At 66.1% G+C, this 14,285-nt stretch carries 9 protein-coding genes; 5 read left to right on the forward strand and 4 right to left on the reverse strand.

From position 1 onward, the window contains the following. Positions 1-168 precede the first annotated feature (168 nt). Positions 169-1,653, forward strand: a complete 1,485-nt coding sequence (locus ACEN42_RS28970) for an MmgE/PrpD family protein (RefSeq protein WP_371883904.1) — start codon at positions 169-171, stop codon at positions 1,651-1,653. 14 nt (positions 1,654-1,667) lie between these two features. On the opposite strand, the gene ACEN42_RS28975 is transcribed toward ACEN42_RS28970, so the two are convergent. Next, entirely contained in the window at positions 1,668-3,293 is a 1,626-nt protein-coding gene (locus ACEN42_RS28975; RefSeq protein WP_371883905.1) for an NAD-dependent malic enzyme, read from the reverse strand. A 156-nt stretch (positions 3,294-3,449) separates the two neighbouring features. On the opposite strand from ACEN42_RS28975, the gene ACEN42_RS28980 reads away from it, so the two are divergent. Then, positions 3,450-4,067, forward strand: coding sequence for a VC0807 family protein (locus ACEN42_RS28980; protein WP_371883906.1), 618 nt, complete (start codon positions 3,450-3,452; stop codon positions 4,065-4,067). Between the two features lie 21 nt (positions 4,068-4,088). Here ACEN42_RS28980 and ACEN42_RS28985 read toward each other — a convergent pair whose 3' ends face one another. Next, complete coding sequence (locus tag ACEN42_RS28985; protein ID WP_371883907.1) at positions 4,089-5,030, reverse strand: hypothetical protein; 942 nt, start codon at positions 5,028-5,030, stop codon at positions 4,089-4,091. A 362-nt stretch (positions 5,031-5,392) separates the two neighbouring features. On the opposite strand from ACEN42_RS28985, the gene ACEN42_RS28990 reads away from it, so the two are divergent. Genes ACEN42_RS28990 through tssA form a run of 3 tightly spaced genes read left to right on the forward strand, consistent with a single transcriptional unit; the run spans position 5,393 to position 9,710 of the window. Further along, positions 5,393-7,354, forward strand: coding sequence for an ATP-binding protein (locus ACEN42_RS28990; RefSeq protein ID WP_371883908.1), 1,962 nt, complete (start codon positions 5,393-5,395; stop codon positions 7,352-7,354). Continuing rightward, positions 7,351-8,097 carry a response regulator transcription factor gene (locus ACEN42_RS28995; RefSeq protein ID WP_187603971.1) on the forward strand — a complete coding sequence of 249 codons (747 nt, stop codon included), beginning with the start codon at positions 7,351-7,353 and terminating at the stop codon, positions 8,095-8,097. Before ACEN42_RS28990 ends, ACEN42_RS28995 begins: the two co-directional genes overlap by 4 nt. 38 nt (positions 8,098-8,135) lie before the next feature. After that, the gene (gene tssA / locus ACEN42_RS29000; RefSeq protein ID WP_371883909.1) at positions 8,136-9,710 is read left to right on the forward strand and encodes a type VI secretion system protein TssA; all 1,575 of its coding nucleotides are present in this window, start codon (positions 8,136-8,138) and stop codon (positions 9,708-9,710) included. Between the two features lie 19 nt (positions 9,711-9,729). On the opposite strand, the gene ACEN42_RS29005 is transcribed toward tssA, so the two are convergent. Then, positions 9,730-13,599, reverse strand: a complete 3,870-nt coding sequence (locus ACEN42_RS29005) for a type VI secretion protein IcmF/TssM N-terminal domain-containing protein (RefSeq protein WP_371883910.1) — start codon at positions 13,597-13,599, stop codon at positions 9,730-9,732. After that, complete coding sequence (locus ACEN42_RS29010) at positions 13,596-14,285, reverse strand: DotU family type IV/VI secretion system protein (RefSeq protein WP_371883911.1); 690 nt, start codon at positions 14,283-14,285, stop codon at positions 13,596-13,598. The genes ACEN42_RS29005 and ACEN42_RS29010 overlap by 4 nt, the downstream gene beginning before the upstream one ends.

Here is a 14,285-nt window from a genome sequence, read left to right on the forward strand (position 1 = left end):
CTTTGACGTGGGAAACTGGATACATCTCTACGACGATGCATCGCAGTGTTAATCGACACGCGCGTGCATCGGGGAAAACCCTCGATGCCTGTCGTCGCGCGGAATGATACTTGCTCGCGGATCACATCTTCCGCTCCGGCGGACTGCCCGCACAAGGAGATATATCCCATGCCCATCATCGATCGCCGTGGCTTTCTCGTGACGAGCGCCGCGGGCGCATTCGCGTCGGCGGCGGCCGGCAACTCTGCGTTTGCGCAGGCGAGCAACGCAGCCGCCTCGCCCGCATCCGGCGGCGGCGCGAACGCGCGGCCACCCAGAGTCACGCGCATCCTCGCGGAATTCATCGTTAAAACCGGTTATCGGGATCTGCCCGCGCCGGTGCGCAAGGAAGGCGTGCGGACCTTGATGAACTGGGTCGGCGTCGCTGTCGGCGGATCGCACGACGAAACCGTGAATCGCGCGGTCGCCGCGCTCACGCCGTTCTCCGGGCCGCCGCAAGCGAATCTGCTGGGCCGCACCGAGCGCTTCGACATCATGAACGCGGCGTTCATCAACGGCGTGAGCAGTCATATCTTCGACTACGACGACACGCATCTGAAGACCATCATTCATCCGGCGGGGCCGGTCGCGTCGGCGATTCTGGCGTACTCGCAATATCGTCCGGTCACGGGAAAGGACTTTCTCAACGCGCTCGTGCTGGGCGTCGAAACGGAACTGCGCATCGGCAACGCGGTGTATCCGAATCATTACGATGTCGGCTGGCATATCACCGGCACATGCGGCGTGTTCGGCTCCGCTGCCGCGACGGGCAAACTGATGGGACTGAGCGTCGAACAGATGGTGTGGGCGCTCGGTCTCGCCGCGTCGCAGCCGGTGGGCCTGCGCGAGTCCTTCGGTTCGATGAACAAGAGCTTCAATCCGGGGCGCGCCGCCGCGAACGGCATCTTCGCGGCGCTGCTCGCAGCCCAGAACTACACGAGCTCGGACGGCATGATCGAAGCGAAACGCGGCTGGGCCAACACGATCAGCACGAAACAGGACTACCGCGAGATCACGGAGGCGCTCGGCTCGCACTGGGAATCGACGCTGAACACGTACAAGCCCTTCGCGTGCGGCATCGTCATTCATCCGTCGATCGATGCGGCGATCCAGCTACGCAATCAGGAGCATCTGAGCGCGGATCAGATCGAGCGCATCGATCTTCGCGTGCATCCGCTCGTCATCGAGTTGACGGGCAAGAAGACGCCGCAGATCGGGCTCGAAGGCAAATTCAGCATCTATCACGCGGTGGCGATCGCCATCATCGACGGCGCCGCCGGCGAGAAGCAGTTCAGCGACGCCAAGGTGCGCGACCCGAAGACCGTCGAACTGCGCGACAAGGTGAATGCGATCGTCGATCCGAACATCAAGCCGGAACAGGTCGACATGACCATCACGTTGAAGGACGGACGCAAGCTGCATAAATACATCGAGCATGCGATCGGCAGCACACAGGTTCCGATGACCGATCAGCAGCTCGAAACGAAGTTCTCGGATCTGGCGGACGGCATTCTCACGCAGCAGCAGACGCGCGCGTTGATCGACAAGTGCTGGCATGTCGAGCAACTGGACAGCGCGAGCGAGATCGCGACAGCCGCGCTGCCGAATCGCTGATTCACACGCTCCGGCTAGAGCGGCCGGTAAGCCGGCGCATACGCGGCCGACTTGATATGCGCGGCGAGATCGGCGGGCCGCTCGACACGCGCGAAGCCGTGATCGAAGATGTACGCCGCCACCGATGCCGCGACGTGCATCGACGCCTCCAGGATGCGGCTTTGCGGCGGATAGATCAGGCCTTTGTCGAGGCTCTCGTCGCTGACCTGCTCGGCCACCGCCTTCGCCGCGACGATGAACATGTCCTCCGTCACGCGCGTGGCCTCCGTGGCGAAGACCGCCATGCCCATCGCGGGAAAGATATAGACGTTGTTGCCCTGCCCCGGCACGAACTGCTGGCCTTCTATCTGCACGGGTTCGAACGGGCTGCCGCTCGCGAAGATCGCGCGGCCGTTGGACCATCGGTACGCCTCTTCCGCCGTGCACTCGGAACGCGATGTCGGATTGGAATAGGGAAAGATGATCGGGCGCTCGTTGATTTCGCTCATCGCTTCGATCACCGCCTGACTGAAGAGCTTCGGCACCGTGCTCACGCCGATGATGCCCGTCGGCTTCAGCGTCCGGACCGCATCGACGAAGCTGTCGATCGGCGCGTGATCGATCGCGAAGACCTTCTGAAAATCGGCGAGGTCGGTGCGTGACTGCACCATCAGCCCGTTGATGTCGAAGAGACTGTTGCGCTTGCGGGCCGAGTCGATATCCTGACCCTCCAGCGCCATGGCCGCGCTGATCAGTTCGGCGATACCCGTCGCCGCCGATCCTCCGCCGAGAAACAGGAAGCGCTGGTCGGTCAGCTTCTGCTTCGAGATGCGCAGCGCGCCGTAAATGCCCGCGAGCGCCACGGCGGCGGTGCCCTGAATATCATCGTTATAGGTGCACACCTTGTCCTTGAAGCGCGCGAGCAGAGGCACCGCGTTGAAGTTGGCGAAGTCTTCCCACTGGATGCAGCACTTCGGATAAAGCGCCTGCACCGCCTCCACGAATTCATCGACGAAAGCGGTGTAGTCGTCGCCGCGCACGCGTTCGTGCCGCAGGCCGAGATAGAGCGGATCGTCGAGCAGGGACGCGTTGTTCGTGCCGACATCCAGCGTGACGGGCAGGCACACCGATGGCGGCACGCCCGCGCAGGCGGTGTACAGCGCGAGTTTGCCGATCGGAATGCCCATGCCGCCGACGCCGAGATCGCCCAGTCCGAGAATGCGCTCGCCGTCCGTCACGACGATGAACCGGACATCCTGTTCCGGCCAGTTGCGCAACAATTCCTTCACGCGGCCGCGCGCGTCGATGGGAACATAAAGACCGCGCGTCGCCCTGAACACATGATCGAACTTCTGGCACGCTTCGCCGACCGTCGGCGTATAGACGATTGGCATGAAAGCCGCCGGGTCGGACATGAGCAGCGCATAGAAGAGCGTCTCGTTGCGCGCCTGCAGGTCGGACAGGAACAGGTATCGTTGCAGGTCGTTGTCGAGATTCGACAGTTGCGCATGCGTGCGCGCGATCTGAATCTCCAGCGAAGTCACGCCGGGCGGCAGCAATCCTTCCAGGCGGTATTTCCGGCGCTCCTCCTGCGAAAATGCGGAACCCTGATTGAGCCGGGGATTGTGCAGAATATCGTAGCCAAAAGCCTGCGTGGACATGATCGTTTCCTTCTTGACGTGAGCTGGGAATGCCACGAAAACGTCGGGAGAGATGCATCGCTAAGCATAGTCGTTCGCGCCGATACCGCAACACGATCCCGGATCTGGGACGTATCGATGATCCGTCGGAAGAAACGGCATGACCGGGAGATGTCGATGATGATTCCGTCCGCACGTTACGCGCTCGCGTTCGTCGTGAACGTGGCATTGCCGGCGCTCGCCTACCGGATCACGATCGGCCGTTACGGCGTGGTGGACGCGCTCATCGCCTCGGCTGTGCCGCTCGTCGTGTGGATGATCATCGACGTCGTGCGCTACCGGCACTTCGATGCGCTGAGCGCTTTGGTGCTGGCGGGCGTCGCCATGTCGCTGATGGTGCTGCTGTCCGGCGCGTCGCGCTGGATGGGCGAAGCGCGCGACCCCGCCGTGAGCGGGATCATCGGCGTGCTGTTTCTGCTTTCGCTCTTTCTGGAGCGGCCGCTCGTGTTCTATCTCGCGCGCTCGACGATGTCGCGCGAAAAGCAGGGCGGCGAGGCGGAATTCGACGCGCGATGGCAATCGCGCCCGGCGCTCGCCAGATCCATCCGGCTGATGACCGTCGTGTGGGGCATCGGGCTCGTCGGGGAGAATCTGGCCCGTCTGTGGATCACGCTCGCGCTGACCGAGCCGGACGCGGGCCGGCTCTCCACCTGGGTCCGGTACGTCGTGTATGGCGGACTGACGGTCTGGACGATCGTCTACCGACGCATATACATCAAACGTCAGCAGCAGTAGACGCCCGCGTATCAGTACGCTTCAGAACACGAGCATGAATATCGCCAGTTCGATGATATAGAGCGCGAGCATGGTGCAGGCGCCGAGCGCTTCGCGACGCCAGCGCCGCGCAGGCGACGGGCGCAGCCACCAGCCCATGCAAAGGACTGCGATCTTCATGAGCGGCCACGACACGAGCGACACGCTGATCGCATTGGCGATGAACGTGGCGATCGCCACATGCCGCCCCGCGAGCAGCGGGCTCAGGAACTTGAGTTCGAGCATCACGACCGGAAACAGCACGAGCAGCACGAGCGCCGACTGTTTCCAGGCCGCCGGCGACCGCTTGCCCGTCTCCGGAAACCAGCCAGCGAAAGGGCTTGCCATCCGGTAGCTTTTCCACTTGGCAATATGCGGTTCGACCTGTTCGAGCAACTGCTTGCGGGCGGGACAGCCGAGCCACGCATCGAGTTGCGCGGGCGTGGAGAAGCGCACGAGCGTCGTCCAGTACTGCATCTCGTCCGATACCGGCGCCTGAACCAGCGTTCCCATGTAGCCGGGGAAGGTCGACTGGTTCGCCTGGATGGTTTCCGCCCACGCCCGAAAAACCCCTTCCTTGCCCGGTTCCACGACGGTCATGATGACTTCCGTGACGCAGGAGAGCGGATCGAGCGAGTGCACGGTTTCGTCGTCGAATGCGGCGGCTGCGGGATCGCGCATCGGTGCGAGCTCGGCAAACAGATGCGCGCGCAGCACGGACGTGCGCCACGCTTCGAGCGCCTCGGGCGAGCGGAATCGCTGGATGATCCGCCAGTCGTATGAACCCGCGAAGGCAGGCGCGATGTCGAGCGCGAGAAATCCCGCTGCCTGCGTGGCCGTATGCGTGAAACGGGATTGCCAGGCGGCGAACGGCTCTTCCATGCCCGCGCGCAACGTGATGTTCGTCGTGATCGCGGTCGCCGGCGGGCGGGTCGAATCGTTCATCGCGTTTTTTTCCATCGAGGGTGACGACTCGTTCGAACGCATGTGCCGCTTTCATGCATCGGCGTGAGGATTTCGCTCACGCGATGCGGCGCTGTTTTCGGACTCGCCCAGGCGGTCCTGACCGAAGGCGCTGGTGACCTTATCCGACGGTCGGGTGAATTGCAAGCGTTGCCGACGCGGCAACTACCCATTCAAGTTCCCCGTGTTTCTGCCGAAATAATCACGGAGGAATCGTCATTCGATGAAGCCTGCATCGACGTAAAACATCGCCCCTGCCCGCTCGTTCACTGCTCATGTCACTCTCCATCCGGCAGAACTTTCTAGCGAATCTCTTTCGCGGAACCAGCGGGCGCGATCCGCACATGCCTCGTCCGACACCGGCTCCCGCTCCGTCGACGAGCACGCTGCGCACGTTCGCCGATCCCGTCGTGCTCGGCATACTCTGCTATCTGCTCGCGCGGCCCGTCGCGCATCTGGAAAGCGCGGGCACGCTCGCCGCGATCGCGTGGCCCGCGCCGGCCATCGCCATCGCGATACTCTGGCCGATGACTCCGCGACGCTGGCCCATCCATCTGCTCGCGGTGTTCATCGCGATCGCTGCGACGGGCGATTTCAGCAGCACGTCATGGCGCAGCGATCTCGGCTTCTGCGTGCTGAACGTGCTCGAAGTGGCGCTGTGCGCGTGGCTCGGCCGGCGTTATGTCGATACCGGCGGCACGATCGTCACCACCACGAGCCTGATGCGCTTCCTGCTGCTGCTTCCGCTCGCGGGCATCGGCGTCACGTCGATGCTCGGCGCGACGCTCGCCAGCGACCTCGGTCACGACGGCTGGTGGCGCGAATGGCGCACGCTCTTCGTCGGCAACGGCGTCGCGGTGCTGGTGCTCGTGCCGGCGGTGCTCGCGTGGCGCGCGCGCTCGCCGGCGGACACGGGCAACGCGCGTCATGCCGAACCGCTCTTCGCGTTCGCGTGCAGCGTCGCGGTCGTCGCGTTGCTGCTCGGCGCGGCGGCGCTGCATGTGTCGGAACAGGTGCAGCGCGCGGTCGTTTCGCTGCTGCTCGCCGGCACCGCCCTCTACGGCGGACTGGCCGCCGCCGCGACGACGCTCGGCACGGCCGCGGTGCTCGGCGTCGGCCTGACGCTGATGAAGCTCGGCCCGTATCACTACGAGAACGCCGAAAGCGCGTGGAATCTGCAGATCGACATGGCCGGGCTCGCGATCCTCACGTTCTTCGTGGCCGTCACCGTGCGCGAACGCAGGCAGCTTGCGCTTCGGCTGGAGCGCGGACGACGGATGGAATCGCTCGGGCTGCTCGCGGGCGGCGTCGCGCACGACTTCAAGAACATCCTCGCGGCCGTCGACGGATACGCGGAAATCGCCCGCGACCGTCTCGCGCACGACTCCGCTGCGCGCAAGCCGCTGCGCGAGGTGCAGGCCGCATCGGCACGCGGCTACGAACTCACCGAGGAAATCCTGCTGGCGGCGCGGCGCGGGGATCGCGTGCGCGAATCGCTCGATCTGATGACGATCGTGCGTGAAAGCGTCACGCTTGCGCGGCCGCTGTGCCGCAACGGTGTCGTCATCGAGTTCGAGGGCGCCGATTCGCGCCTGTTCGTCGCGGCGCACGGCGGCCAGCTCGTGCGCGCCGTGCTGAACCTCGCGAGCAACGCCAGCCTCGCGGCGCGCTCGCGCGTGGTGCTGCGCGTAGGCAGCGCGCTCGCGATGGACGAGCCGCTCGCCATCGGCGATGCGCCGCCGGGCGCGATCGCATGGGTGGACGTCGCAGACGACGGCCCCGGCATTCCCGCCGAACATCTCCAGCATCTCTTCGAACCGTTCTTTTCGGTGCGCGCGAAAGGCGGCGGCTCGGGCCTCGGCCTCGCGATCGTCGCGGGCGTCGCGTGCGAGCATCAGGGCGGCGTCGCCATCGCGACGGGACCGGACGGCACGCGCTTTCGGCTCGTGCTGCCGCTGTTGACGAAAGCGCCCGTGCCCTCGTCCCCGCACGAACGTCACGAAACCCCCGAACCGCTCGGCAATGGCGAACGCGTCATGCTGATCGACGCCGATCCCGGCTCGCGCGAACGCTGCGAGGACTGGCTCGCCGAAATGGGCTTCGAGCCGATCGGTTACGCCGACGCACAGGAAGCGTTCGACGCATCCGCCCACGCCGACGACGACCTCGCGCTCGTGATCGCCGCCGCCGACAGCCTGCCCGCGAACGACATAGCATTCGCCGCGCGTGTCGTCGTCCTGAGCCGGCCCATCGACCGCGACTCGCTCGCACGCGCCGCCGCATCAGCCCTGAAGGACTTCTCATGACTCTGCAGCCGCAACACAGCATCCTCGTCGTCGACGACGATCATTCGATGCGTATCCTGCTGATCGAATATCTCTCCGGACACGGCTACAAGGCCGACGGCGCCGCGAGCGCGCAGGAGGCGATCGGCATGTACGCCGCGAAGCGCTACGACCTCGTGCTGCTCGATCTCGGCCTGCCCGATGGCGACGGCACCGACCTCGCGCGCCGCTGGCGCGAGCAGATGCAAACGCAGGGGCAGGTGCCGATCATGTACATCACGGGCCGCAAGGACGAAGCCGATCTCGTGATGGGACTCGAACTCGGCGCGGACGACTACATCGTGAAGCCGTTTTCGCTGCGCGAAGTGCTCGCACGCATGCGCGCGGTGATGCGTCGCGCGGGCGCGACGACCGCCGCGCCGCTCACGCGCGGCAAGCTGCCGAACGCGTATCGCTTCGCGGGATGGACGCTGAATCTGAACACGCGCCGCCTGAGCGCCTCGGATCAATCGACGGTGCCGCTCACCAATTCCGAGTTCAATCTGCTGGTCACGTTTCTGAACGCGCCGGGCCGCATCATCACGCGCGAAAAGCTGCTCGAAAGCACGCGCGCCTTCGATGACATCTATGATCGCGCCATCGACGTGCAGATTCTGCGGCTGCGGCGCAAGATCGAGACCGATCCGAAGAAGCCGGCGCTGTTGCGCACCGAGCGCGGCGCGGGCTATATCTTCGATACCGATATCGAACATCTGTGGACCTGAGCGCGTCCCTTCAATCTCATCAGCCTGCAAAGAACGCCGTGACCGACTTCAAGAGCCTTGGCTTGCAACCCATCAGCGACGCGCAGCCCTGCGGCGTCGACGTGCGCGACGATCCCGACTTCGATCTGCTGCAAAACGAAATCGCGAAACTGACCAATCCGGCCGCGAGCGGCGCGCCGGACTGGGAACAGGTGGTGAAGTTGTCGTCGGCGCTGCTGGCGGGCAAGGGCAAGGACATTCTCGTCGCGAGCTATCTGACGGGCGCGCTCCTGATCACGCGCGGCTTGCCCGGACTGAACGACGGCGCGCAGATGCTCGAAGCACTGCTCGCCACGCATTGGGAGCAGCTCTATCCGCCGGTCGCGCGGCTGCGCGCGCGGCGCAACGCGATTCAATGGCTGATCGACCGCGTACGCGCGCATGGCGAGGAGCATGACTGGTCGACCTGGCCGCCGCAGGATGCCGCGCTCGTCGATGCTCTGCGCGCGGCGCTCGCGGGCATCGACAGCGTGCTCGCCGACAAGGACGCCGACGCGCCTTCGATGCAGCCGCTGCGGGCGCTGCTCGGCACCGTGCAGGTTGCTGAGCCGGAGCCTGTGGCTGTCGTCGAGCCTGTGGTCGAGCCGGAGCCTGTCGTTGCGGCTTCTGCTCCTGCTCCTGCGCCCCGGCCAGCGCCCGCCGCCGCGCCCGCGATCCAGGCCGATCCGCTCGCGCCGCTCGCCGTCGATTCATCCGACAGCGCCGTCCACGCCACCGACGAAACGCTCGAGCGGCTCGCGGCCATCGGCAACTGGTACGCGCAGAACGAGCCGTCGAGCGCGCTCGGCTTCAGGTTGCGGCGCGTGGGCGTGTGGGCCGGCGTCGAGCACGCGCCGAACGCCCAGGGCTCGGAGACGCGGCTTCCCGGCCCGATCGCACCGTTGCAGGATGCCTTGCGCAATTTGCAGTCGCGTGCGGCGCACATGGATATCGTCGGTTTTGCCGAAACGCAGGTGCTGACGTATCCGTTCTGGCTCGATCTGAACCATGCCGCCGCGATGGCCCTCGCCCAGCTCGGCGATGCGTGGAGTGCCGCGCGCCGCGAAGTCTGCAACGAGACTGCAAAATTCGTCTCGCGGATGGAAGGCATCGAGCGTCTGAAATTCGCCAACGGCGTGCCGTTCGCGAACGCCGACACGGTGCAATGGCTCGGCTCGCTGGCGTCGTCGGGTGGCGATGCGGGCGCGGCCGCCGCGCCGGATCCGCTCGTCGCGGTGCTCTCGCGTGCGCGTGCGCTCGCCGCGGACAATGATCTCGGCGCCGCCGCGCAATGTCTGCAGGACGCCATCGACAAAACCGCCGCGGTCGGCACGCGCCTGCGTCTGCGCACGGTCTTGTGCGATCTGCTGCTGGAGCATCGCCCGGGCGCGCGCCTCGATGCATTCGCGCGCGCGCTCGTGGCGGAAGTGGATCGATACGGCGTCGCGTCGTGGGATCCGGAACTCACCGCCGACGCATTGCGCGCCGCCTTCGCGATCCTGAGCCGCAACGATCAGAACGAAGCGGAGACGGCGGCGCTGCTCGCGCGTATCGCACCGCTGGATGTGGCTATCGCGGTGCGGTTGATTACGTGATCCGCCCCGCGCGCCGCCCTCAAAGCCCCGTCATCATCATCGACGGCGTCTGACCGCGCCAGCACGCGCCGATCGTCGCCGGCAAGCCCAGTTCGGCCAGCGTCACCGGCGTGCTCGCCACCGTCGGCACGATGGCCGGCAGCGGCGGCATGCCGGGACTCATCACCGCGAGCTGATCGACGATGTTCATCTGCTGGCGCTGCGTCTGCGCGTCCTGGATCTGCTGCTTCTGTTGCGCCGTGGTCTTCTGCAAGGTCTCGTAGAGCTCGATCCTGTGCGCGGCATCGGTCACCTGATCGCCGCCCGTCACCGAGAAGCTCACCGTCAACGACTGCACGTTGAGCGCTTTGAGCGCCGACTCGCTCGCCGGAAAATCGGCGGGCGTGAACTGACGCTGGCCATCCGCGAAATCCTTCAGGAACGCCGCGACGCCCAGCGGCCCCGCATAGTTGCGATTCAAGGTCAGATTGCCGATCTTGATCTGCAGACGCGCATCGCCGCATTGTCCCGCCGTCCACGCAAAGCTCGTGCTGACCGGAAAGTTGTAGTTGTTCAGCGTCTGCACGCCCGCCGCGCATTGCACGGTGAGAATCGTCGCGTAGGGCTTCGCCTGCGCATCGGCGTTGACGTTGGTCGGCTGCGCCGTGAGCGTGAGCGGCACCGACAGCGCGCGGGCCGCATCGGCCTGCTGCTTCGCCGTCGCGAGCGTGCGGTCGAGCTGATCGAGCGCCTGTTGCGCGTCCAGTTGCGCCTTCTGCGCCTGAAGCTGCTGCGCCTGCTTGTCGGCAGCGCTGCGCGCGGCGGATTGCTGTTGCGCGAGCTGACGTCCGAACGCGCCATTGAGCATCGGCACGAAGCCCGACGTGAACGGCACGCTGAAACCCTGCGTCTCGACGATGCCGTAGCGGCTCGCATTGCGCGTCAGAAACGGCTTGGCCGCGCCGTCCGCGAACGCCCAGACCGCGCCCTTCGCGCCGAAGAGCTGATCGATCGCGGCGCTCTTGTCGGTCGCGCCCTGCAACGGAAACACCACGCCCGATTCCCAGCCGCGCTGCAATTCGCACGACGCCTGCTGCTCGATATACGCCGCGAGAAAATCGAACGGACCGCGGATCAGACGCCACGTCAGCATGTCTGAGCCATCGCCGGTGCCGATGAGCGTGCGCAACTGCGTGAGCGGCTGCAGCGCGTTCATCATCTCGGACGGCTGCGGCTGTGCGCTCGTCGCCAGTTGAGCGAAGTCCGCCGCGAGCTGATAGCTCTTGCCGCTGCCCGCGCTGCTGTCGATCGCGAGCTTGTTCAGTCCCGACAGATACTGCGTCAGCGCATCGACCGCGCCGAGGTTGTTGGCAACCGCCTGGCTGCCGCGTTGCGGCGCGCCCGCGAGCACGTCATTGATCGCCGATGCCCCGACCGCGTTGATCGCGCCCGCCATCCTGACCGCCTGATTCGCCGCGCCCGTGCGGGTCGCCTGTTCGCGCAACTGCTGGAATTGCCGCGCGAGGACGATCCAGCCGGGCAGCGGCGCATCGGCGCGCTCGCCGTCGAATTCCTCGTTGAGACGCGCGACGAGGCGGAAGTACGGACTCGCCGGACCGCTCACGATGCCGAGCGCGGAGCGCCAGCCCGCTTCGCCGGAATACGGCGTCGCGTTGCTCGTGAATGCCTCGACGAAGTTCTGCCATGCCATCACGCGCTGGGTGCGATACCAGTCGTCGAACGCCGCGCGCTGCCGGTCGAATTGCGCGGGATCGACGAGCGCCGCGCGAATCTGCTTCGCGAGATCGTCGAGCGATTTGCGGCCCGCGACGGTGTACACGGCGGGCACGGTCGCGCCGGTCATGTTCGTGGCGCTCGCACCCGCGCTGGCACCCATCACGCTGCCGTTCGCCGTTTGCATGCTCGTGGTCGCGGATTGCGCGCTGCCGCCCCAGAAATCGGCGGCACGCACGGACGCGACATCGCCGCCGTCCGGCACGAGACCGACGAGCCAGGACATCTGCGGATCGGCGGCGATGGCCTGATCGAGCAGCGCGCGTTGGTCCTTCAGCCGATCGCGCAGATAGCCCGCATCCTTCGGCGACCAGACGAGATACGAGATCGTGAGCGGATTGAGCTGCGCCTTCAGTTGCGCCGGATAGAGCGGCGAGGCGACCGGCTGCGGCATCGCTTCGAGCGTCGCGCGATCCGCGCCGTCGAGCCGCGCGCGCAACAGCGCGATCGAGCGCGCCAGATTCAGCACCTGCCGCGCCGCTTCGACCGGCTGCCCCGCCTGGCCTCCCGATGACGCAAGCGAGGTCTGCTGGCTCTGGTCGGCCGCGGGCTGGATCGCCTGCCGATATTGCTGCACGAACACGTCGTGCAGACGCGCTTCGAGCGCGGCGAGCCCCGCGCCGTTGCCGAGCAGGCCCGACATCCAGCGCCGGTCGTTCTGCGCAACTTGCGTCAGCACGTCGTTGGAATAGGTGAGCGCGGCGGCGTCGTGGAACAGGTTGCCATTGAGCGAAACCTTGTCGGGCCGCGCGCTCTGCACGAGTGAAAGCGTCTGCCTGTTGCCGGCGAAGGACACCGACAGCAGAATGCCGAACATCGCGAGCAAGAGCACCCACGCGACGACGCCCACGCTCTGCGTGACGCGCCGCCAGTGATGCACGAGCAAGGTCGGCTTCGCGGCGTTGCGATCCTGCGGCAGGATGCGGCCGAAGAAGTCGTGCAGGAACACGCCCGCCGTGTCGCCCGCATGCGACGGCGACGCCGGCAACAGCGAGCCCATCAGCGCCGACATCGCGCCGCCTTCCTGCTGGCCGCTGCTGAAGAAGATGCCGCGCAACAGCGGCCGTTCGAGATACGGGCTATCGGCGAGGCAGGTGCCGAGGAACATCGTGAGGCCGTTTCGCAACTGCGCGAGTTCGTTCGGGAACATCAGCAGTTCGGGCGACGCCTGCGCTTCGCGCGATACCAGCGCGAGACGCAGCGCCTGCAGCCGCGCGCCGATCGAATCGAACGCCCGCGCGACGAACGCGCTTTCACCCGATGCGCCCGCCACGCCCGCCTCGCTCTCTTCCGCGAGATAGCCCATCGCCTGATCGAGGGCATCGGCGGGCAGCGTCTTCGCCCATTCCTCGAAGCCGTAGAGACGGTCGCACTTGGTGACCAGCACATACACCGGAAAGCGCTTGCCGAACATGCGTATCAACTGCTCGATGCGCGCCCGCACGATGCGTCCTTCATCGGCGAAGGTATCGGCGTCGGGCGCCATCAGCCGGTCCGCGCTGACCGCGAGCACGAGCCCGTCGAGGCCTTCGCGCGGCCGGTAGCGTCCGAGCAGATCGAGACCGACTTCCCATTCGCGCCGATCCTGCTCGACGTCCTCCGCCTGCACATAACGGCCCGCGCAATCGATCACGACAGCGCGATCGAAATACCACCAGTCGCAATTGGCCGTCTGGCCGATGTTCGCCTGCTGGCTGATCTTCTGGATCGGCGACGAAAGCCGCGCGCGCGTGAGCGCGGTGGTCTTGCCGGTGCCCGATTGCCCCACGACCATGAACCACGGCAGCGCATAGAGCGGATCGCCCTTGCTGCGCAAATTCGACTGACGCAGCGTGGCGACGGCCGTCTTCCACTTGCGCCGCAAGAGCGTTTCCGGCGACGCGGCCGGCGCTTCGACATGGATGGCGGCGCTCTGAGCCGCGAGCCGGCTGCGCGAACGCATCATCACGATCATGCGGCGCGCGAACGCGATGAAGAAGTACAGCGCGAACACGCCGACGAAGATGGCGAGCGCGACCCACAGCGGCCAGCCGAAATAGAGGACGACGCCCCAGCCGACCAGCGCCACGACGATCAGCGTCAACAGCCACAGCAATGCGATGCCCAGCGTTTTCATAGATGGATCTGCGCGAGAAGCGTATCGACGGACTGCGCGACGACGGTGTGATACACGCCATACAGCAGCGCCAGCAGGAAGAGCGGTAACAGGACGGCGGTCACCTTGCCGCGCGTGAGGCGCGTGGCGAAACGCGCGCGCGCGGGCAGCTTGCGCGCCGCGGCGTCATCGCCCGCGACGTGATAGCCGTCCGGAAACAGGAACGCGCGCGCCGATGCGCCGAGCTGTTCGGCGTCGGGCAGCAGCATCGCGAGATTGGTGCGGCGGATATCGGTGAGCGTCTTCTGGTTGCGGTCGTACGCATAGCGCCCGCCGAAGCCGAGCGCGAGACACAGATAGAACACTTCGCGCACCGCCAACTGCGAAGGCGTGAGTTGCGCGAGGCGCTCGTAGAACACCACGCCTGCGTTGCTCACATTCGAGTAACGGCGTTGCAGCAGATGACGCTGCCACTGCGCCGCGCCGTCCCAGCGCGTGGTGAGCAGCAGTTCGTCGGCCCACGCATTGAAGGCGAACAGCGCCTCGTCGATGTCGGCCTGCGGGAAGCCCGCGTCATGCGCGCGCAATCGCGCGGCCGCGATCGCGCCGTCGAGTTGCGCGGTCAGGCTCGCGGCATCGCCGATCGGCGAGCGCGAGAACGCGCGGACCTGCGCGAAAAGGGGAATGAGGGTATCGGCGAGCGTCAT

The organism is Caballeronia sp. S22 (assembly GCF_964261745.1).
GTDB lineage: Bacteria > Pseudomonadota > Gammaproteobacteria > Burkholderiales > Burkholderiaceae > Caballeronia > Caballeronia jiangsuensis.